Source organism: Brevibacillus laterosporus DSM 25, from assembly GCF_002706795.1.
GTDB classification, from domain to species: Bacteria; Bacillota; Bacilli; order Brevibacillales; family Brevibacillaceae; genus Brevibacillus_B; species Brevibacillus_B laterosporus.
In genome coordinates this window covers 2,380,705-2,401,575 of sequence record NZ_CP017705.1, presented here as the reverse complement: position 1 = coordinate 2,401,575, position 20,871 = coordinate 2,380,705, and the positions used below count along the sequence as shown (strand labels likewise).

Annotated in this window: 19 protein-coding genes and 1 riboswitch; of the genes, 6 read left to right on the top strand and 13 right to left on the bottom strand. The window is 40.7% G+C overall.

Features of this window, described 5'->3' with window-relative positions:
- Positions 1 to 102 precede the first annotated feature (102 nt).
- A complete protein-coding gene (locus BrL25_RS11530; RefSeq protein WP_018672047.1) occupies positions 103 to 684 on the top strand; it encodes a TetR/AcrR family transcriptional regulator in 582 nt (193 codons plus the stop codon).
- Positions 685 to 766: 82 nt separating this feature from the next.
- Here the strand turns inward: BrL25_RS11530 and BrL25_RS26520 are convergent, their stop codons facing one another.
- Positions 767 to 895, bottom strand: a complete 129-nt coding sequence (locus tag BrL25_RS26520) for a DUF418 domain-containing protein (protein WP_197235364.1) — start codon at positions 893 to 895, stop codon at positions 767 to 769.
- A 267-nt stretch (positions 896 to 1,162) separates the two neighbouring features.
- Here BrL25_RS26520 and BrL25_RS11520 point away from each other — a divergent pair, with 267 nt between their 5' ends.
- Positions 1,163 to 2,251, top strand: coding sequence for a DUF418 domain-containing protein (locus tag BrL25_RS11520; protein WP_018672048.1), 1,089 nt, complete (start codon positions 1,163 to 1,165; stop codon positions 2,249 to 2,251).
- Positions 2,252 to 2,253: 2 nt separating this feature from the next.
- On the opposite strand, the gene BrL25_RS11515 is transcribed toward BrL25_RS11520, so the two are convergent.
- Both BrL25_RS11515 and BrL25_RS11510 read right to left on the bottom strand, forming a co-directional pair.
- Positions 2,254 to 3,339: a saccharopine dehydrogenase family protein gene (locus BrL25_RS11515; protein ID WP_018672049.1), complete on the bottom strand. Its 1,086-nt coding sequence runs from the start codon at positions 3,337 to 3,339 to the stop codon at positions 2,254 to 2,256.
- A gap of 57 nt (positions 3,340 to 3,396) precedes the next feature.
- Positions 3,397 to 4,113 carry a class I SAM-dependent methyltransferase gene (locus BrL25_RS11510; protein ID WP_018672050.1) on the bottom strand — a complete coding sequence of 239 codons (717 nt, stop codon included), beginning with the start codon at positions 4,111 to 4,113 and terminating at the stop codon, positions 3,397 to 3,399.
- 281 nt (positions 4,114 to 4,394) lie between these two features.
- On the opposite strand from BrL25_RS11510, the gene BrL25_RS11505 reads away from it, so the two are divergent.
- The 3 genes from BrL25_RS11505 (at position 4,395) to BrL25_RS11495 (ending at position 7,510) form a co-directional block, all read left to right on the top strand.
- A complete protein-coding gene (locus BrL25_RS11505) occupies positions 4,395 to 5,477 on the top strand; it encodes a LuxR C-terminal-related transcriptional regulator (protein ID WP_018672051.1) in 1,083 nt (360 codons plus the stop codon).
- A gap of 192 nt (positions 5,478 to 5,669) precedes the next feature.
- Complete coding sequence (locus BrL25_RS11500) at positions 5,670 to 6,455, top strand: enoyl-CoA hydratase-related protein (protein ID WP_018672052.1); 786 nt, start codon at positions 5,670 to 5,672, stop codon at positions 6,453 to 6,455.
- 11 nt (positions 6,456 to 6,466) lie between these two features.
- Entirely contained in the window at positions 6,467 to 7,510 is a 1,044-nt protein-coding gene (locus tag BrL25_RS11495) for an enoyl-CoA hydratase/isomerase family protein (RefSeq protein ID WP_018672053.1), read from the top strand.
- Between the two features lie 42 nt (positions 7,511 to 7,552).
- Here the strand turns inward: BrL25_RS11495 and BrL25_RS11490 are convergent, their stop codons facing one another.
- The 8 genes from BrL25_RS11490 to BrL25_RS11455 all read right to left on the bottom strand — a co-directional run bounded on the left by BrL25_RS11490 (position 7,553) and on the right by BrL25_RS11455 (position 17,126).
- Positions 7,553 to 9,007, bottom strand: a complete 1,455-nt coding sequence (locus tag BrL25_RS11490; RefSeq protein ID WP_018672054.1) for a CoA-acylating methylmalonate-semialdehyde dehydrogenase — start codon at positions 9,005 to 9,007, stop codon at positions 7,553 to 7,555.
- A gap of 16 nt (positions 9,008 to 9,023) precedes the next feature.
- Positions 9,024 to 9,911: an NAD(P)-dependent oxidoreductase gene (locus BrL25_RS11485; protein ID WP_018672055.1), complete on the bottom strand. Its 888-nt coding sequence runs from the start codon at positions 9,909 to 9,911 to the stop codon at positions 9,024 to 9,026.
- Between the two features lie 14 nt (positions 9,912 to 9,925).
- Positions 9,926 to 11,623 carry an acyl-CoA dehydrogenase FadE gene (locus BrL25_RS11480; protein ID WP_018672056.1) on the bottom strand — a complete coding sequence of 566 codons (1,698 nt, stop codon included), beginning with the start codon at positions 11,621 to 11,623 and terminating at the stop codon, positions 9,926 to 9,928.
- A 142-nt stretch (positions 11,624 to 11,765) separates the two neighbouring features.
- Entirely contained in the window at positions 11,766 to 13,160 is a 1,395-nt protein-coding gene (locus tag BrL25_RS11475; protein WP_018672057.1) for a sigma-54-dependent Fis family transcriptional regulator, read from the bottom strand.
- A gap of 169 nt (positions 13,161 to 13,329) precedes the next feature.
- Entirely contained in the window at positions 13,330 to 14,238 is a 909-nt protein-coding gene (gene prpB, locus BrL25_RS11470) for a methylisocitrate lyase (RefSeq protein ID WP_018672058.1), read from the bottom strand.
- A gap of 16 nt (positions 14,239 to 14,254) precedes the next feature.
- Positions 14,255 to 15,691, bottom strand: a complete 1,437-nt coding sequence (gene prpD, locus BrL25_RS11465) for a 2-methylcitrate dehydratase (RefSeq protein WP_018672059.1) — start codon at positions 15,689 to 15,691, stop codon at positions 14,255 to 14,257.
- 101 nt (positions 15,692 to 15,792) lie between these two features.
- Positions 15,793 to 16,905, bottom strand: a complete 1,113-nt coding sequence (mmgD, locus tag BrL25_RS11460; RefSeq protein ID WP_018672060.1) for a citrate synthase — start codon at positions 16,903 to 16,905, stop codon at positions 15,793 to 15,795.
- On the bottom strand, positions 16,902 to 17,126 hold the full coding sequence (locus tag BrL25_RS11455; protein WP_018672061.1) for a hypothetical protein: 225 nt from the start codon (positions 17,124 to 17,126) through the stop codon (positions 16,902 to 16,904). The genes mmgD and BrL25_RS11455 overlap by 4 nt, the downstream gene beginning before the upstream one ends.
- Before the next feature lie 158 nt (positions 17,127 to 17,284).
- A riboswitch (cobalamin riboswitch) is annotated at positions 17,285 to 17,480 on the bottom strand.
- Between the two features lie 303 nt (positions 17,481 to 17,783).
- Here BrL25_RS11455 and BrL25_RS11450 point away from each other — a divergent pair.
- The gene (locus BrL25_RS11450) at positions 17,784 to 18,986 is read left to right on the top strand and encodes a serine hydrolase domain-containing protein (protein WP_018672062.1); all 1,203 of its coding nucleotides are present in this window, start codon (positions 17,784 to 17,786) and stop codon (positions 18,984 to 18,986) included.
- Between the two features lie 159 nt (positions 18,987 to 19,145).
- Here the strand turns inward: BrL25_RS11450 and rpmG are convergent, their stop codons facing one another.
- Both rpmG and BrL25_RS11440 read right to left on the bottom strand, forming a co-directional pair.
- Positions 19,146 to 19,295, bottom strand: coding sequence for a 50S ribosomal protein L33 (rpmG, locus tag BrL25_RS11445; RefSeq protein ID WP_003343192.1), 150 nt, complete (start codon positions 19,293 to 19,295; stop codon positions 19,146 to 19,148).
- 30 nt (positions 19,296 to 19,325) lie between these two features.
- Entirely contained in the window at positions 19,326 to 20,543 is a 1,218-nt protein-coding gene (locus BrL25_RS11440; protein WP_018672063.1) for a GTP-binding protein, read from the bottom strand.
- Positions 20,544 to 20,871: the final 328 nt, after the last annotated feature.

Sequence of the window (20,871 nt, the reverse complement as noted above, 5' to 3'; positions counted from 1 at the left end):
AAAAAATGATTTCTGATTGTGATACCATTTGGATATAGAATCAGATGAGTGCCTACCTCACTTCTACACGAAATACTATTGGTTCATAAAGGAGCAATTATAATGAACAAAATCGACACCTATACAACAATTGTTGAAACTGCCTACAGGCTTTTTGCCGAAAATGGGTTTGAAAAAACTAGTTTAGCTATGATCGCAAAAGAAGTCGGGATTTCTAAACCAGCTATCTATTACTACTTTGAATCGAAAGAAGCACTCATCGACTTTCTCTTTGAAGAAATTTGCAAAGAAATTGATTTTCAAAAATCCTTTTCGATTGAAGCATACACAAAAGAAAATTTCCAAACTCAATTATTATCTGATGGCTTCCATATGATAGAAGCTCAAAAGGAAGATAAATATATTTCACTGATTTTCAACGAGTTTCTTTTACTTTCCACTCGCAATGGGAAATACCAGCAAAGATTACACCACGTCTTGGAGGGATTTCTTGCAGGATTCTCAGATTTATTAACAAAAGGAGCAGAATTAGGGATCGTATCAAGTAAGAACCTAAGCACTAAAGCCCATATTCTTACTATGGTGTTTGATAATATCGGGAACTACATGCTTATGGGCTTTGATTTAGATTATGCGGACATTTGGAGACAAGCTGTGCAAAGTGTTTTGGTAACTAAAGACTGATTGGTTATTTGTCCCAAAAGCAAAAATCATCTGGAGGATCAGGCGTTTTTCCACCCTTTTTATACAGTTGGCTTTGTATCAGTTAATGAGATGGGGACTTGTTAAATGGGGGCTTTTCCCCATATGTGAGAGGACGCCACAACCTCTCAACCGGCCCCATCTGAAAGTATTTGATCCAATTACTGAGGATTACTTGTATTTCAAATATCACAAAGTCCACACAACAGACTAGATCAGCCTAACTTCCCCATACAATCTCTCCTCGTACATTTTTATACACCATTCATCCTCCCGTTTTATGCCATTTATTTGGTCCCAGCTAAAAAAAATCTTGAAAATATTTCTACTTGTAGTGTATTGTTTACTTACCGGTAAGTAAACAAATGTTATTCATACTTTTTAAAAATTTCTACACGGATGGATGTTGAGGATTTTCATGTCCATCCGTAAAAATGAGATGAGAAAAGAGGAGTACGAAATGACTTCACCATCTACAAGAATTTTAGAATTTGATTTTGCAAGGGCTGGAGCTATCCTCGGTATGATCATCGTGAACTATTCTACCGTAATGAATGCTGGAACAAATGGACCCGATTGGTTAGTAGCTTTAACCAGCTTGTTTCAAGGAAGGGCATCCACCATCTTTGTGATTTTAGCAGGGATCGGTATTTCGCTCATGACGAAGAAAGCGAGAAGTTCCAACAACCCCGCTTTCATTAGACAGAGCCGAAGTACCATTTGGAAACGCGCTCTGTTTTTATTTGTTTTAGGAATCCTTTTATACCTCTTTAGCTGGACAGGAGACATTTTGCATTATTATGGGGTCTACATGTTTTTGGGCTCATTTCTGATTGCTGTTTCCAGCAGGACATTACTTCTAGTTTTAGTAAGTGTTCTCTTTACCTCCCAGCTTCTCCAGCTCGCTCTCAATTATTTAGTAGGCTGGGACCCTTTGCATCCAATGATCAATTATTTGGATTTCTGGACAATGGAAGGTTTTTTTAGAAATTTACTATTTAACGGTTACCATCCCGTATTCCCCTGGGTATGTTTCTTTTTATTGGGAATGTGGCTAGGCAGACAAGATTTATTGGATAAAGACCACCGTAAAAAAATTCTCATCTGCTCTATCATAGTTACTATCACTATGGAAGTGCTCTCCGCAATACTCATTAAGCAGGTAGGATACATGCTTGGAACAGATACGGCTGGATACTTATTTTCAACTAATGCATTTCCCCCCAATATTTTTTATTTTGTATCCGGTTCAAGTACATCTATTATTGTGATCCTGCTATGTGTGTACTTCACTGAACGGTTTTCTATCAACTGGTTTACCAAAACAATGGTTAGAACCGGGCAACTGGCGTTAACTCACTATGTGAGTCATGTGTTTATTGGCTTTAGTATCTTGCAATACATCGGTAGGCTAGAAAATCAAACCCTTGAATTTGCCGTCTCCTATTCCCTTGCTTTCTTTGTAATAACCGCGGTACTCTCATTTTTTTGGAAGGACAAATATAGTAGAGGTCCACTTGAAAGTATCATGAGAAAATGCAGTAGGTAATCCTACTTATATAGATTATCCTCTATGCGAATTTCCATAGAGGCTTCACTTTGTAACCAGCCTTGCAGGTTTTCCAGCTCAAATAACTGCTCAATATGATAAACACCCGACGGGAACGCAGAGCGATAGATAGCATCAGCAACCGATACAGCCACCTTGGCGGTCATGTTAGATTGATTCTTGCCATGTAGCAAGCAACCAATGCTCTTGTTCCTGTTTTCCTTTATCCCCCATGCATCAACCTTTATAGCGAATTGTTCTCCTCCCATGCGAATTCTACTAAAACAGTTGATTGCAGTATTTCGGACTCTTTTCCCTGTTAAAAAACGCGAGATTCCCGATGCACGCAGAGCAGCCATGAATGTGGTCATCACGGCCGAATCGAAGCATAAGCGCGTAGAAACGGACGGAATGCCGAGCGTACGGGCAAGCGTTTGTTGATCTGAAAAAGGAAACCGATATGCCCTTTTTTGTCCCAAATCTGAGCCAAAATCCACTATCTTTCCATCTGTAAAGCTATTAACCAGCACGTTACGATTATTTTCCCTGATTTCGAAGCCTGCGTTTAGGTTATCAACCGTCCATTCAATAGCTGCCCTCCCATGCCGATCCCCCAATCCGAGCATAATGGCTAGTTCTATGACATCAACCTGATCCAACAGCTTCTGAGCCTGAAGCACCAGCAAATTTGTTAGTCCGGGTGCAAGTCCAACGCTTAGAACCGCTGTTGCACAATTCTCCCTGGCCTCTATTTCCCATCGCTCCACCTGAGCTAAAAAGGAGCCATTTGCGGAAACATCCACATAATGCGTTCCCGATTGGAAGCAGGATCGTACAAAGGTAGGATCGCTTTGATCTAAACACATGATGACCAGCTTAACCTCAGTGAGCATATGTAGATCGATCGGCTCAGAGATATCCAATTGGAGAGGCTTTACTTTCCCTGCTGTTGACTGGCAAAACTGCTCAGCACGCTCTCTATTACGTCCAGCCGCATAAATGAATCCCGGATATTTTTCACCTAATTCCTTACAGATTGTTCTTCCTACATGTCCATATCCCCCAACCACAATGATTGTATCTTTCATGATGATCTTTTCTCCTTTAGATGACCTTTTCTCTACTTTTTCTACATGTCCGCTAGGTTAAGCTTTAACGGCAAACCATCCGTCAACAAAATAAGAACCGAAATAACGGGTTGCATGCGTAAATCCTGCCTGTTCCAAAAGCTCCTGTACAATCGAGGCTGGTACAAGATCAGACTCGCGACCAATAGAAGCTTCAAAACGCTCCCAATCCTCAGGCGGAATGCCATTGTCCAGCATATGATTTTTCCACGCCTGCATTTGTACATGAAAAGCACCTGTATTCGGTTCACCATTGAACGAGGCTAGGCAAAAAGGAGCTCCAGGCTTTAGACGTTCTCCTATACACTGTAGTAGCTCCTGCTTTTGTTTTACACCTTTTACAAAATGGAGTACTAGCAAACAAGTAGCCGCATCATATTGATTTTCCAAAGGAAGCTGTTCGAGCGTTCCTTGAATAAGCGACACTCGCTCTCCTAATGCAATCGATTCCGCGCGGCTCTTGGCAATTTCCAGCATTTGAGCAGATGGATCTATCCCTGTAAATGTCCAAGACTCATGTCTGCTTCCTAACGTCACAATTTCTTGTCCTCCACCAGCTCCAACAATCAACACATCAAAACTAGAATTTCCTCCTTGTAACTGCGCCGCCATCAGGCGATCCGTCATATCATACAGGTGGAAATAGCCTGGTATTTTTAAAGAAATGGTTTTTTCATAACGTTTTACGTCTGGGTGATCCCAGCTCATGGCAGTGTTTGTGTTTTCGTTTTCCATCATTCATAGCCCCTATCCTTTTAATGGTCCCTCTATAAAGCTTTTCAGCCTTCCTTATCTAAAATTCTGGAAAACTAGCATAACGACTACACTTACTATGAGAGTACGACATGCACGATGCTGTAAAAAACATTTTGCTCTTTCCAGCGCCTCATGTATCCTGTAGATTATAAATAAGAATTATTCTCAATTATAAAGCTATGGATAAAAAACACTATCCCACATATCTGGGATTCTTTATAAAGAACAAAATAGTCTTTAGAAAGTGTGGGATATCAAATATGAATTCAAAGATGAAAGCCATCCAACACAAACTGATGACTCTGGCGAAAAACTCTGCTTCATCACAGGATTACCGGATAGCGTTACTTACTCATTTGCGCAGTGCTGTACCGTTTGATGCAGCCTGTTGCTCTCTTGTGGACCCCCAGACGCTTCTGTCCATAGGCGCAATCACTGAAGAAGGAGTCGAGGCAATCCACCATAAATTATTTGAATACGAATATCTACGAGAGGATTTTATCCCATACGATCAATTGGTCAAAGCAGATGAGCACGTTGCTACTTTAAGTAAAGCGACAGGAGGGAATCTGGAACAAAGTGCTCGCTACCGAAATGTTCTCTTTCCCGCAGGATTTGCAGATGAAATGCGGGCGGCTCTCATGTACGAAGGAGCATGCTGGGGTTATTTGACGTTATTTCGCCATCATGATCGTCCATTGTTTCATGAGGATGAGCGTCAATTTATTTCTGCCCTTGTTCCATTGATTGCCTCTCATCTACGCCAAACAAGTATTTTACTGCCCACGGAGGAAACAACATGGGTAGAGGAGGGCCCTGGGATAATGGTGCTGTCTGAGCAACTCACCATTCTTTCCTCCAATAAAGCCGCGGACAACTGGCTAGCCTTGCTTCGAAAATGGGAGCGTATCGACAGCAGTACCCTACCAAGACCAATTCGAGTGGTCTGCTTCCGAGCATTATCAGAGACAGTAACATTAAAACAACAACCCTTTCAGGCAAAGGTATGTATTCGTCTCTCTGAAGGCCCCTATCTAACTATTCAAGCTAGCAGGCTTACCGGTCAGTCGGATTCTGTCCAATTGGCAGTCTGGTTTCAACCAGCCAAACCATCTGACATACTCCCGCTCATATCTGAAGCCTATGGATTATCAGAGCGTGAGAAGCAAATACTCGATCAAATTGTAAAAGGGTTCTCTACCAAAGAGATCGCCCATTCGCTTCATATTTCCCCTTTTACCGTGCAGGATCATCTGAAATCTATCTTCGTGAAGACAGGAGTAACAAGCAGGAGACAACTTATTTGGCACTTATTCTCCCGATTCAGTGTACATAATAGGTAGTCCTCTTTTCCAGAAACAAAGCGTTCATCACCTTTATCTCTCACTTTATGATAAGGAACTCATGTCAAAATGTCTGTTTGTATAGACACTTCGACATCTTCTCTCCTGTTTTAACCTTACAAGATGCGTATCTCCAACTTGGTGCAGTTATTGCATTATGAAGCTTTATATCATACAAAGGAGGTACTCTTTATGGAGAATACATTCACTGCTATCTCAAAAAGCAACTTTGTTACCATTGTAGAAGTAGATAATCCGCCAGCTAATACATTATCTTCTGCATCTATTGCAGAACTGCGCTCCGTTTTCCATACTCTTGCTACTGATGAAGCTACAAGGGCTATTATCTTGACGGGATTAGGTCGCTTTTTTATTGCAGGTGCTGATATTAAGGAATTCGTCGCTGTTCTTGGTAACGAGGCAGAAGCGTTAGCAATGGCCACAGCCGGGCAAGCTCTATGTGATGAAATTGAAGCAATGAACAAGCCAGTGATTGCCGCCATTAATGGGCCTGCATTAGGAGGCGGCTTAGAAGTAGCCTTGGGATGTCATTATCGAATCGCTGCCGATGATGCTATTCTTGGTCTCCCTGAATTAAAACTTGGTCTACTCCCCGCTTTTGGCGGAACCCAACGCCTTAGTCGCCTAACAAATCCTGCAATAGCCTTGGAAATCATTTTGACAAGTAAACAAGTAACCAGTAAAGAAGCGTATGAACTAGGGATCATACAAAAGGTTGTTACCTCAGAAGAATTACTCTCAACAGCAATAAAAACAGCTGAATCCTTTATTGAAGAAAAAAGCATGACAAGTATAACGCGTACCATAGAATGCATCATGCAGGGCTATCAAGAGGATATACAACAGGGTTTAAAAAGAGAACGCCATCGCTTTGCTGAATTATTTAACACGAAAGACGCAAAAGAAGGCATCCATGCTTTTGTCGAGAAGCGCAAACCTAAATTTATCCAATCATAAGGAGGATTTGCATGACGGAGGATGTTTTATTTACTACGAACAAGAATGGGGTAGGCACCATTCTATTGAACCGACCAAAAGCCCTCAACTCCCTCTCTCTTGATATGTTGTTGCCAATGCTAGCAAAGCTAAAGGAATGGGAGTCAGATGATACAATCAACCTGATTGTTCTAAAGGGAGCTGGTTCAAAAGGATTTTGTGCAGGAGGAGATATTAAGGCACTGTATCAAGCAAGAAACAATGAATTGTCCCTCCAAAAAGCACAGCGTTTTTTTGAAGTTGAGTACCAGCTCGATCAATATATGTACCGTTATTCAAAGCCCATCCTTGCTTGCTTAGATGGTATCGTCATGGGTGGTGGTGTCGGCCTTACTTATGGTTGCAGTCACAGAATTGTGACTACTCAGACAAAATGGTCGATGCCTGAAATGAATATTGGTTTTTTCCCTGATGTGGGAGCAGCTTATTTTTTAAATCAGGCCCCTGGAAAAATAGGCCGTTATTTAGCATTGACCGCAGCGGTTATCCGTCCTGAAGATGTACTCTATATAAATGGCGCTGATGCTTGCATTCCAAGTGAAGCCTTACATGACTTTTTACATCAGGTTGAAGAAACAAATTGGCAACACCAAAACGTAGCGCAAGCTCTAGAAAAACAAATTCAAGCCTATTCACAGCCCTCCGTCTTAAAGAGTGAGCTTGCTTTATGGCAGGAAGAAATTGACCGTCACTTTGCATTTTCTTCAATCGAAGAAATCATCGACTCTCTTGGACAGACTCCCAATAAATTCACAGTCAAAACAAAGGAAATCTTATTGTCTAAATCGCCTTTTTCCCTAAAAGTAACTTTACAGCAACAGATTAAAGGAGAACACGCAACGCTAGAGGAATGCTTTAGGAACGATCTCATCCTTGCCAAAAACTTCATGAAACACAGTGATTTCTATGAAGGGGTTCGTTCTGTTCTGATCGATAAAGACAATAGCCCGAGCTATCAATATAAGCATTTATCTGACGTTAATGAAGAAATGGTGCAGAAATTTTTTCATGTATAAACTAGAAAAAGCCGATCTCAAGAGAATCGGCTTTTTTGATGATTAAAACCAGCGCTCGGTTACTACCTTTTTGCGAGTGAAAAATTGAACACCATCTTTTCCATTCGTTCCTAAATCCCCATAAAAGGATGCTTTGTTTCCTGCAAAGGAGAAAAACGCCATAGGAGCTGGAACATTTACATTGACACCAATCATTCCCGCATCTATTTGATCTCGGAAAGTTTGAACATGCTTTCCGCTGGATGTATAAATAACCGCTCCATTTGCAAACTTTGATTGATTTGTGAGCTCGATGCCTTCTTCAAGATTTTTTACTCTGACTATACTCAGAACAGGGGCAAAAATTTCGTCCTGCCAAATTTTCATATCTGGCTGCACATGATCAAATATAGTAGCACCTACATAATAGCCTTCCTCTTCTTTCACATTCCGACCATCAATCAGTAGAGTAGCTCCCTCCTTTATCCCGGTCTCGATATATCCTAAAACACGCTCTTTATGAACTTCACGAATTAAAGGGCCAACAAAATTTTCTTCATAATGCCCATCTCCCGTTTTTAATTTACGCGTTTCCTCAACTAGAACTTCAATGAACTGATCAGCAATTTCATCTACGACAGCAACTACTGAGCATGCCATACAACGTTCTCCACTACTTCCAAAGGCTGCTCCTACTACACCTTGGACTGTCTTTTCCAAATGGCAATCCGGCATAACAATGGCATGATTTTTAGCACCAGCTAAAGCCTGAACGCGTTTTCCATTAGCAGTACCTTCCTGATATACATATTTCGCAACAGGTTCCGATCCTACGAAAGATATTGCCTTAATGTCAGAATGCTCCACAATGCCATTTACTACCTCTTTACCGCCATGCACTACGTTCAAAACTCCCTTTGGAAAACCTGCCTCATAAAAAAGCTCCGCTAATCTCCCTGCTAAAATAGGAGTACGCTCAGAAGCTTTTAGCACAAAAGTATTACCGCATGCGATCGCTAGTGGAAACATCCATAGTGGTACCATCATCGGAAAGTTAAATGGTGTAATACCTGCCACTACTCCAAGCGGATAACGCCAAATAGATCCATCAATCCCTCCTGCAATATTAGGTAAGGTCTCGCCCATCATTAAGCTTGGAGCTGATGTGGCAAGCTCCACTACTTCAATTCCACGCTGTACTTCTCCACTAGCATCCTTTAGGGTTTTTCCATTCTCCAATGTGATAATTTGAGCAAGCTCATCCTTATGCTGCTGCAATAATTGCAGGAATGTATACAATAATCTTGCCCGATTTGGAATCGGTACCTCCGCCCATCTTGTGTAGGCCTGAGCTGCTGCTTTTACTGCTTGATCTACATCCATCTTCGTAGATAGGGGTACTATCGCAATGCTTTTCCCTGTTGCCGGATTTGGGATTGTTTCATAATCTGAGCCTGTTGAATCCACCCATTCTCCATTAATATGATTCTGAATGGTTTTTACATGTAGCGTTACCATTATCATTCACTCCTTTTTAGAGAATGCTCTTGGCTTGTTCATTTACTTTTTTATAGAGGACAGACATATCCATCTCTCCCCATCCTTCTTTTTCAGCTTCTTCATAAAGCTTGAATAATGCTTTACTAATAGGCAGATCTAACTCGCTATTTTCTGCTAAATCGAGGGCTAAGCCTAGATCCTTCCGCAGTAGCTTTAATGCAAAGCCAGGGTTATAGTCATCGAGCGCTATAAAGCTTTTGTAATTTCGTTCATAGATTCTGCTTTGTCCATAACTGACATGTAAAATATGAAAAAGAGTGTCTAGATTCATCTTGTTCTTTCTGGCTAAGGTAAGAGCCTCACTAACTCCTGCTGTATAAAAACCAATCAGTAAATTATTAATGATCTTCGTATTGGTTCCACTATCTATCTCATCGCTTACGTGAAAAATATTGGTTCCTAGCACATTCATAATTGGTAGAACCTGCTCATAGACTTCCTTCGAGCCACCAATCATAAAGGTAAGTGTCCGATTAATCGCACCAATGACCCCTCCGCTGACGGGAGCTGCGAGAAATTTAACTCCTTTATCTGTTGCCGCTTGCAATATCTTCACATTTACATCAGGTGAAACCGTACTTGTGTCAATGAAAATCATGCTAGGGTGGCTATGTTCGATAAGCCCCTCTTTTCCTAGATATATGTCTTCTACTACTTGAGGGGAAGGAAGGCTGGTGAAAATAACCTCGCACATTGCTGTCAGGCTAGGAATATCAACATCAACGAATCCACCCGCTTGTTTCAAGGAAGCCTCGGCTGCTTTGTTCAAGTCTAGCCCATATACTTGGAAGTTGGATTCCACTAAATTCTTAGCCATCGGAAGACCCATATTTCCTAGTCCGATAAATCCTATCTTCTTCATTACCTTCAGCCCCCTTAAACTACATATTCACCTGAATTTATCATTTTATTCGCAATTTTCCGTTTAGAAAGTATGAGATTTGAATACATAGAAAGTGTTACGGATCGAATACTATCCACGATTGCCCTCCTGCTTGTTCCCTTAGACTCTAGGCTCGAAATAATGGATATCGTAGCCGCTTCTACTTGACGATAGCCTTCTTCACAAAGCACATCCGTCATCAGTTGTTTTACTCCCTCCTTGTCTTCTCTATATTTTTCCCTCGCCTTCTGATTTCGAATAAGTACGGACTCCATCATATATATATCCCGGATACTATCAGCAAGTAATCGCAAGCATTCCTGTTCCTGCTCCAATTGATGATCAATCCGCTTTGCAAACATTTCTAATGCAGAATAAAACAACTGCTTGGAGTAGTATAGAAACTGCTCATTTCTACTGATATTTTCATCCATTTCTATCTCTTCGTTTTCAACTGTTTTTTTTAACATCGCTCTTGCAATCGTCAGACGATTTATTTCATTTGTCCCCTCAAAAATACGACTAATCCTAGCGTCACGATATAATCGTTCCACTTCATACTCCTGCATATAGCCATATCCACCATGAATTTGGACCGCTTCATCTACAATCCATGCTAATGCTTCGGAGCTCAAAACCTTATTAATGGCACACTCCATCGCGTATTTAGATAGTTCGTTGATCGCATCTTCCTTGCTGTGTAGAAAATCATCAAGTAAACCTGCTGTTCGGTATGCAGAGCTTTCCGATGCGTAAATGGCCACTGCCATATTTGCTATCTTTTCTTGGATCATAGTGAATTCGACCAATTTCTTTCCAAATTGCTGGCGTGTCGTTCCATAACAAATGGATAATTGAAGAGCCTGCTTTGCTGTACCGATATTACCAAACGCCAGTTTAAGCCGAGCTAAATTGAGAATATTTAGTGCAACACGATGCCCTTTTCCCAGTTCCCCTAGAACATTGGTAACAGGAATAGAAACCTCTTCTAATAGTAATGTAGCTGTAGAAGAGCCCTTAATACCCATTTTCTTCTCTTCAGGTCCAATTGAAACCCCGCTAACACCTTTTTCAACGATAAATGCTGTCATTCCATGCGTTGTTTTTGCAAATACTACAAAAACATCCGCAATCTTTGCATTTGTAATCCATTGCTTTTCTCCGTTTAAAATCCAAGCAGTACCAGCATCGTTTAGATATGCAGTTGTTCTCGCTTGAAGAGCATCGGAACCAGCATTAGGTTCTGTTAAAGCATATCCAGCGATCCATTCCCCAGACACTAGCTTGGGCAGTATACGTTGTTTTTGCTCTTCGGTACCATAATATACATATGGGAGTGTGCCTACACCTGCATGAATATTAAAGGATATGCTAAAGGAACCCCCGTAACCCATCTTTTCCGCAACAAGTCCCGACACTTTTTTCCCTAAAGAAACTCCTCCATATGCTTCTGGAACATCCACTCCCAACAAACCAAGCTCTCCCACCTGTGCAAACAGCTTCCTCGTGACATTGTAGTCATGCTGTTCTATACTCTCCAATTTGGGAATAATATCATTCTTAACAAATTGCTCTGTCGTTCTAGAAATCAGCTCTTCCTCATCTTCAAAATCTTCAGGTGAAAAGAAAGAATGATTATCAAATAAGCATGATCCTGTGACCAAACATTTGTTGTCTTCTCTTATACCCATCCCTATCCTCCTCTTTGGCATTATTACACAACACCTATATTGCAAGGAGTATGCCAATGAATAGCGCCTGTAATACAAGGAGGTGACAAGGGAAAGATGTAAATTCTGTTTGAACAAATTGACAGAGTAAACACTTTTTTTATTACACATGAAACCGAGCTAGTTTATTGTATAGTGTGGCTCGTGAGATCCCCAAACGCTCTGCCGCTTTTGATTTGTTCCCTTTTACCTCTTTTAGGACATTTTCAATTAACTTTTTTTCTTCCTCTTCTTGATGTAGCATGGCGGCCTTGTGTCGATTTTGGAAGGAAACAATCGTCGAGTTCAATTCACTTCGAGCAGTAAAATTGTATATGAACTCCTCTAGCAATTCTTTTTTACCTATATGAGAATGATCGATCAATACATACATTCTCTCCATGACATTTATTAGTTCACGCACATTTCCTGGCCAATCATATTTAAAAAAGAGTCGTAATGCTTCTTCATCAATTGTTTTTTTGGTGATTCCGTATGTGGCACATAGCCTTCTGGAGTACTCTTCCATAATGTGGGGGATATCCGTTTTTCTCTGTCTAAGAGGGGGGATTTGAATAGGAATAACATGAAGACGATGATAGAGGTCCTCTCTAAATTCACCTCTCTTCATCAGTTCCCCTAAATTCTTATTCGTTGCTGTAATCAATCGGAAATCTACAAACACCGGATGTACACTTCCTATACGTTCAATCTCTTTTTCCTGTAAAACCCTTAAAATTTTTACTTGGGTTGATAGTGGTAAATCACCAATTTCATCTAAAAACAAAGTGCCTTTATGGGCAAGCTCAAATTTTCCAGGCTTTCCATCCTTATTTGCCCCTGTAAACGCTCCACCCGTGTAACCAAAAAGTTCTGATTCTAATAGATTATCTGGGATAGCCGTGCAATTTACAGGGATAAAAGCACCTTCCCTGGTCATTCCAAGATCATGAATGGCACGCGCAAACTGTTCTTTTCCAACCCCACTCTCTCCCATAAGTAAAACAGGAGCTTTAGACATTGCGGCTTTCCTAGCCATTTGTTTTGCCTTCATAATAGCGGGACTTTCTCCAAGTATCTCCTCCATTTGAACGGATGTACGGAGCTTATCCGGTCTGTGGGTTGGCTTTACTCTAGTCAACGTGGCATGCAAGTACTTCTGGTACATCAGAAATTCCTGGTTACGAATTGCGCCTTCAAATTTCTTATTCTCAGCATTTGTAATATATAAAGGAAGCCTTACGATATCCTGCATAGAAAAACTAGAAGTTTCCGTATAAAAATGATTCGATAACAAAGGGGCTATTATGCCATCTAAGCCTATCCCTTCCTCCAACCCCTGAACACAATCCTGTAATTTTATAACTCCAAGTACCCCCCCTTTTTCAATAACAGGGAGCTCCGTACTCTCAAATTGGACCATCCTCCGCATAACCTCTCTAATAGAACTTTCTTTACGTACCATCCACTTATCTTTTTTCATCCAGTACAGGACGGAATAGCGGTCCACATTATTCATAGCCACCTTACTCCTTCCCCATAAGTTCAAATTGCCCACTTCATCCTAAGAACAGGAGTATCTGGTCTTACTAGTTCATGGTGAAGAAAAAAGCGATTGGTTAGGTATCCGCACGCTACCTAACATGCAAAGACACCCCTCATCGCTTTTTACTTTTCTGGCTCTTGTTCTATTGTTCTTTGGTTAAAACCGTTTTCGCTATTTCCTTATCTAACTCTTCGAATTCTTCATAGGAAATGGCTGCATACAATTCACTTCTCGTTTGCATATTAGCTAGTTCACCTTTTTGTGTACCTTGTTCTTTCATCACCTGAAAAACACGTTCGTATGCTTTAGCTGCCACTCTCAGGGACGTTACCGGATAAATAACCATATGGTACCCTAGCTTAGTGAATTCCTCTGTCGTATAATACGGTGTTTTCCCAAATTCAGTCATATTTGCTAGTAATGGTGCAGATATACGCTGGGCAAACACACGAAACTCCTCTGCTGATTCTAATGCCTCAGGAAATATGGCATCTGCCCCAGCTTCTACATAGGCACGTGCCCTTTCTATTGCTGCGTCCAAGCCTTCTACTGACCTGGCATCGGTACGAGCTACAAGTACCAACGATGGTGCTACCTTTTTAATCGCTATAATCTTCTGGACCATTTCTTCTGTAGTCACAAGTTTCTTTCCATTTAAATGTCCGCATTTTTTAGGAAGCTGCTGATCTTCCATTTGTACGGCGGCTACATTAGCCTCTAGCATTTCTCTAGCAGTGCGGGAGACATTAAGTATTCCGCCAAATCCTGTATCTATATCTACCAATACCGGTAAATCGGTAGCGCGTATTAATTCTCTTGCCCGTTGAGCTACCTCAGTAGACGTCACGATTCCTAGGTCTGGCAAACCACAACTAGCTGTATAAGCTGCACCTGATAAATAGAGCGCTGAAAATCCTGCCTGCTTCGCCATAAGAGCAGCCATCGCATCGTGTGTGCCGGGAATTTGCAAAAGGTCAGGAGCATTCATTAGCTCCCTGAATTTCATTGCTAATTCAGCTTGAGATGACGGCGGATCTACAATCCAAGCCATTGTGTTTCCCCCCTCTCTACATTAGAAACAATTCGATAAATTCGGTAACCGCCATGTTGCTCAATCTTTCTGAATCCATGCAAGCTTCTTTTATTTTATTGACTTGCTTTTGTGAATAATGAGTCCCCACATTCTCAATAAATTTTTCAATGACTTTAGGGATGGCTTCTACCCTGCGGAAGCGGTGCCCTAATGGATATTCGCATTCCACCTTTTCTGAAAAAGTGCCATCTTTATACTGTACTTGAACAGCGTTTGCGATCGAGCGCTTACTCGGTTCTAAATAATCAATACTGTACTGTTTATTTTCAACGACCACCATCTTGTCTCGTAACAAATCGATTCTTGAATCAGATGCCACTATATCTTCATAATGATCCGCTTTAATATCACCAAACAGCAATCCGATAGCCGTAATATATTGCAAGCAATGATCTCGATCTGCCGGATTATTCAATGGACCTATCTTATCAATGATCCGAATAGCTGATTCATGTGTTGTAATTTGAATGCTGTCAATCTCATCAAAACGATCCATTACTTCCGGATGAAGCTTGATTGCGCATTCCGCCGCCGTTTGGGCATGAAATTCGGCTGGATAGGAGACTTTGAACAGCACGTTCTCCATTACATATGAATCCAGTGGTCGAGCCAGCTTTATCCTCTGTTTATTAAATAATACATCCTGAAATCCCCAGCCCGGTGCAGTAAGAGCTGTTGGATATCCCATCTCTCCCTTCAAGGCCATCATAGCTAGCTGAACACCTCTGCTAGTTGCATCGCCGGCAGCCCAAGATTTACGCGATCCTGTATTAGGAGCGTGCCTATATGTCCGTAAACTACTATTATCAAGCCAAGCATTTGATAATGCGTTGTTTATTTCCTCACGAGTTCCCCCAAGCATCTGTGACACAACTGCTGTTGTTGCAATTTTGACAAACAATACATGATCAAGACCAACCCGGTTTAAGCTGTTTTCTAATGCTAGTACCCCTTGAATTTCATGTGCTTTAATCATCGCTTCCAGCACATTATGCATAGTCAGCGGTTGTTTCCCCTCCGAGATACGCACACGGCTAATATAATCAGCAACAGCTAAAATTCCGCCCAAATTATCTGATGGATGTCCCCACTCTGCTGCTAACCATGTGTCATTGTAATCAAGCCAACGAATGATGCAACCGATATTAAAGGCTCCTCTTACTGGATCAAGAACAAATGATGTACCTGGTACCCTACATCCATTTGGAACAACTGTCCCAGGAACAACAGGTCCCAGTAGCTTTGTGCAATCTGGATAGTTTAATGCTAAAATTCCACATCCGAGTGTATCCAATAAGACATATCTGGCAGTCTCAAACGCTTCCAAGCTCGTAATCCTTTTATGTAAAACATAATCTGTAATTTGCTCGATCAGCTCATCTGTTTTGTTTATCTCCCTATTTTTTAACAAAGTATCCTTCCCTTTCTATTTAAAATTATTTATCATGGTACATGATGTTGGTCAGAACATCATATAGGCGATGCTGGCTCACATAATTTCCCTCGCTTACTTCAAAGAACATGCCGCTCGCCTACATATTTTACACGTGGTCGGAATAGACGATTTTGTGCGTGCTGTTCAAGTACATGTGCGCAAATCCCTACGGTTCTCGCAGCGAAAAAGATAGGAGTGTATAATGGAATGGGAATCCCAAGCATCCAATACACAGGTGCTACATAATAGTCCAAATTCGGGTAGAGTCCATTTTCCCTCTCCATAATCCTCTCCCCCGCTTCACACATGCGGTATAAAAGATCGTCCCCCCTTATCTGACATAGCTGCTGTAATGCCCCTTTCATCATTGTCGCTCTAGGGTCCATTTTTTTCATATATACCCGGTGACCAAATCCCATGATCTTTTCTTTGTTCGATAGCTTGGTTTGTAGTAACTCCTCGAACTTGGAAATTGTTCCTGCCTCTAGCAGTAAGTGCATGACAGCTTCATTTGCTCCCCCATGAAGGTTACCCTTTAAGGAAGCCACCGCCCCTGTCAATGCTCCGTACAAATCCGATTGCGTGGAAGCAATGACCCTTGCCGTAAACGTGGAATTTGGCATCTCATGCTCGCTGTACAAAAGCAGGGATAGATCAAAGATTTTCTCCTCAATCGGTGACGGCTTTTTTCCAGTGACCATATAGAAAAAGTTAGCACTAAACGGTAGAGCCTTGTCGGGATGGATCGGTTCCTTTTTTGTCAGAATCCGATAGCTATTTGCCACAATACTAGGAACTTGACCCAATAATTGATAAGCACGCTCTTTATTAACAAGCAGGGAGCGATCATCAATCGCATGATCATACCCTCCAAGAACGGAGATGCCTGTTCGTAGACCGTCCATAGCATGCGTTTGCTCAGGCAAAAGCTTTAAAACCTCAAGCACCGCAGCAGGCAGTTCATATCGTTGAATCATGCTAGCTTCGAGAATTTTTTTCTCTTCCTCATCGGGAAGCCGCCCCTCCAGTAAAAGATGAATAACATCGACATAGCTATAGGATTTAGAAAGCTCAATCAGATCGTAACCCCGTATCACGATTTCCTCTTGTATGGTATCAAGGTAGGAAATGCTTGTTTCTGTAGCCACAACACCGTCTAGTCCAGGAGAAAATTTTTCAAGACCATTCATTTTTCTTCCTCCATTCCAAATAAATGTTCTTTGGTTAGCTTGTAGGCTTTTTCAAGGTTGCGATAGTAATCTGTTTTTACTTCTTCGGTAACTTCTTGTTGTTTTATTTCATTTCCTAAAAGAACATAAATCACTTCTAACGTAGTAGGACTCTCTATACTTAGATTGTTCATAATTGTTGTGTTGAAATAATTCGTAAAATACCCTACTGTCCCAAACAAAAAATCCCTCCTAGACCCCCAAGCATTCCACACGCAAAAAAACAACTTCCTGAAAGAAAGTTGTTGTTAATGGGCGAAAAACTCAAATAAACATGTAAAAATCGGAAATACCACATGTTTAATCGCTCGCACTTAACACCTCCTATCCTCGTAGGAACTGATGTGTGCTAAAACAGGCAGGTCTCCTGGCTCATGATCATCGCGATTCGAACCTTCCCATTTTCATTACGATGAAAACAGTGGTATTTTCGAACAGCTCCCAATTACAGTTGCGGGACAGCGTCGGATTCTAACCGATCTTCCCTATTAAGCAGATAAAAAAACGTTATCTACACCTGTTTCTACACATATTTGATTTTCAGCTTAAACATAACAAATAGTCTAAAAAATTACAATTATTAATTTTAAATCTCTAGTGACTTTATTGCTTTGATATTGTTAAGTTGAACTTTTTGTACATGTATATACTGTCTCTAAACAAAAAATAACCTAGTAGCAGTAAATTCATGTTCTGTTTAGGAATAAATCGAACGAATTTGCAATCATTACGCTTTACATTCTAAAAACAGGATGAAATACCAATATATTGAATAAGGTATCCACCTGCCTTATAATCAAAACCAATACCATAATTAGGTAAATGAAGGAGGGTATTACTTGAAGAGTAAACAAATTTCGAGCAAGAAGATGTGGTGGTATGGCATAAGCATCGCTGTTGTTGCACTATTACTCATCCTTAGTTGGGCCGTTATCCGTAACTGGAACATTATTAACGTGCTGAATAAGGATAAACTTAGCTATAATTTCCAAAGTATGGACAATATTTTTCCAAGTCGATCTATAAAAACCTCACAGCCTGTCTTCCGATTTGAAACATTACAAAAAGAATTACCTCAGACTTATACATACAAAGATAAAACATTATCTGTTGAAGACTTTTTACAACGAACTCAGACGAATGGATTATTGGTTCTCAAGGACGATAAGATCGTTACGGAATTCTATCAAAATGGTGTGAATGAACAAACAAGGTTTACTTCTTGGTCAGTGGCTAAATCATTTATTTCTGCTCTAGTTGGTATCGCTATTGATGAAGGATTAATTAAAAATGTAAATGATCCAATCACCCACTATGTACCAGAATTAAAGGGTAGTGGCTACGATGGAGTACCTATCAAGGATATTTTACGAATGGCTTCTGGGGTTACCTTTGATGAAACCTATGACGCCACCTTTTCAGATATAAACATGATGATGTATAAAACATTTCTACTAGATACATCGGTGAATGATTATGCATTGGGGCTAAAATCTCAGCGTCCATCCGGGACTTTTCAGCATTATATTAGTATCAATACACAAGTTCTCGGCATGTTGATTAGTAAAGTCACAGGCAATCCCCCCTCCTACTATTTGCAGGAAAAAATATGGGGCCCTCTTGGAATGGAATCCGATGCTTATTGGAGTACTGATCGCCTCGGCACAGAACTATCCTTTATGGGTCTAAACGCAACTATTAGAGATTATGCTAGGTTTGGAAGCTTATATCTTCATGAAGGAAACTGGAATGGAAAGCAAATCATTTCAAAAAAGTGGGTGCAAGAATCCACACAGGTAGAAAGTCCTCAATCTGATCACGATCCTAAAGGAGTTTTAAACTACCAATATCAATGGTGGGAGGCTGATCCTTCAGATGGTGCCTACAGCGCTATTGGGGTCTATGGACAATTCATCTATGTTAATCCAAAGGCCAAAGTAGTAATCGTCAAAACCAGTGCTGATCCTGATTACGGTAGAGCTGATTATCATGGTGAAAATTTTGCCATGTTCCGTTCTATCGCGGAGCATTTCAAGAAGTAAACGCCATTTGTTTCCTTAATACTACTAGCTGGTTTCTCTACTAGTTGGTTTCTTTGTACCCAATCTCTTGTAACAATGTGATTGAAGATAATCCACAACTATAAATAAGACACTCTTTTCTCTTACATGCGAAAAGAGTGTCTCTGCTTTGTCTACCAGCTACTTTGTTTCACGATGAAGGGTGTATTTTTTTAGACGAGGGGAATATTTCTTTAGCTCTAGACGTTCGGGGTTGTTTCTTTTATTTTTTGTCGTAATGTAGGTACGATCTCCAGATTCAGTGCATTGCAAGGTAACCGTTACTCTCATTTGTCAAATCCTCCTGATCATGTATATTTACTATTCATTGCTAATTAGTGACTCAACAATCACATCACTTGTTGGCAATGGATCTTTCAAGGTATTCCAGTCTGCATTTAGCTCTTCATTTGTTAAAAGACAAGCATCTAAAGACCGGATGATATCACCTTTTTCTAACTCAATCCCGATACATACAATTTCATTCATACGATCTCCGAATTGAGGGTCCCACGTTTCTGCCCATTCAGGGTCTTCTGCTAGGATGAACTGCTTCTCTTCTTCGGGTAAAGCCGATACCCAATAGCCTGTTGACTCCAATTGAATAGATGAACCTGCCTGACTAATTGTTAAAGCTATGTCATTACGTGTAGCAATCCAGAGGAAGCCTTTTGCTCTCACCACATCCTCTGGCCAATCCTGTAGCCATTTATATAATCTCTCAGGGTGAAACGGAATTCTTCGACGGTATACAAAAGAGGATATTCCATATTCTTCTGTTTCTGGAGTATGACTTGGCTTTTGTAATTCTTGTAACCATCCAGCAGACTGACTCGCTTTTTCAAAATCAAAAAGCCCTGTATGCATAATCTTTTTTGGATCAACCTTGCCATAAGAGCTTCGGATGAATTTTGCCGTTGGTTGAAGCTTACGAAGAATCTGCTCCAAATGCAGTAAATTCTTTTCACTAACCATGTCACATTTATTTACGATTAAAACATCACAAAACTCGATTTGGTCAATCAACAAATCGACGATCTCACGCGTGTCTTCCTCATCCACTGCATGGCCACGCTCCAATAGGCTTTCTCCCGAAGAAAAATCATGCCAAAAACGATTCGCATCCACTACAGTCACCATTGTATCCAGCCGACAAATACTAGAAAGGTCTATCCCCTTTTCTTCATCTACATACGTGAAGGTTTGTGCTACTGGTAGCGGCTCTCCTATTCCGGTGGATTCAATCAGGATATAATCATAGCGATCTTCATTCACTAACCGTTCTACCTCTACTAATAAATCCTCACGTAATGTACAGCAAATACAACCATTAGACAGCTCAACAACCTTCTCGTCTGTTCTGGAAATCCCGCCACCATTCTTTATAAGATTGGAATCGATATTCACCTCGCTCAGATCGTTTACAATGACTGCTACACGAAGGCCTTCTCGGTTGTTTAAAACATGATTCAAAATGGAAGTCTTTCCCGCTCCAAGATACCCACTTAAAACAGTGACGGGAACTCGTTTTTCACTCATATGTAAGTACCCTTCTTTCGTACAGGTATATAAGATGATAGAAACCATACCCAGAATTAAATCGTAACGATTACGATTTAATAAACATACTACTGCACGTACACACACAAGTCAACACAAATAATAATCATTACGATTTGCACAAGATATATTATTAGTCTAAAACTCATAGTAAATGGGAGTCTCCTCTACTATTTTCGGCTACTGTAATTTCTCTCAAACAAGAATTAGAGGTCTGACTCTATTCGCTATTCACATGAAGTCAACTACTCACCACTTACCTAGCGCTCGAAGTAGGAGACTTTCAGCTGAAATGTAAAAAAACCCG

Excerpts from the sequence above, each read along its gene's own strand:
- BrL25_RS11530 (WP_018672047.1), top strand. The coding sequence starts at position 103 with ATGAACAAAATCGACACCTATACAACAATTGTTGAAACTGCCTACAGG.
- BrL25_RS11520 (WP_018672048.1), top strand. The coding sequence starts at position 1,163 with ATGACTTCACCATCTACAAGAATTTTAGAATTTGATTTTGCAAGGGCT.
- BrL25_RS11515 (WP_018672049.1), bottom strand. The coding sequence starts at position 3,339 with ATGAAAGATACAATCATTGTGGTTGGGGGATATGGACATGTAGGAAGA.
- BrL25_RS11510 (WP_018672050.1), bottom strand. The coding sequence starts at position 4,113 with ATGGAAAACGAAAACACAAACACTGCCATGAGCTGGGATCACCCAGAC.
- BrL25_RS11505 (WP_018672051.1), top strand. The coding sequence starts at position 4,395 with ATGAATTCAAAGATGAAAGCCATCCAACACAAACTGATGACTCTGGCG.
- BrL25_RS11500 (WP_018672052.1), top strand. The coding sequence starts at position 5,670 with ATGGAGAATACATTCACTGCTATCTCAAAAAGCAACTTTGTTACCATT.
- BrL25_RS11495 (WP_018672053.1), top strand. The coding sequence starts at position 6,467 with ATGACGGAGGATGTTTTATTTACTACGAACAAGAATGGGGTAGGCACC.
- BrL25_RS11490 (WP_018672054.1), bottom strand. The coding sequence starts at position 9,007 with ATGGTAACGCTACATGTAAAAACCATTCAGAATCATATTAATGGAGAA.
- BrL25_RS11485 (WP_018672055.1), bottom strand. The coding sequence starts at position 9,911 with ATGAAGAAGATAGGATTTATCGGACTAGGAAATATGGGTCTTCCGATG.
- BrL25_RS11480 (WP_018672056.1), bottom strand. The coding sequence starts at position 11,623 with ATGGGTATAAGAGAAGACAACAAATGTTTGGTCACAGGATCATGCTTA.
- BrL25_RS11475 (WP_018672057.1), bottom strand. The coding sequence starts at position 13,160 with ATGAATAATGTGGACCGCTATTCCGTCCTGTACTGGATGAAAAAAGAT.
- prpB (WP_018672058.1), bottom strand. The coding sequence starts at position 14,238 with ATGGCTTGGATTGTAGATCCGCCGTCATCTCAAGCTGAATTAGCAATG.
- mmgD (WP_018672060.1), bottom strand. The coding sequence starts at position 16,905 with ATGAATGGTCTTGAAAAATTTTCTCCTGGACTAGACGGTGTTGTGGCT.
- rpmG (WP_003343192.1), bottom strand. The coding sequence starts at position 19,295 with ATGAGAGTAACGGTTACCTTGCAATGCACTGAATCTGGAGATCGTACC.
- BrL25_RS11440 (WP_018672063.1), bottom strand. The coding sequence starts at position 20,543 with ATGAGTGAAAAACGAGTTCCCGTCACTGTTTTAAGTGGGTATCTTGGA.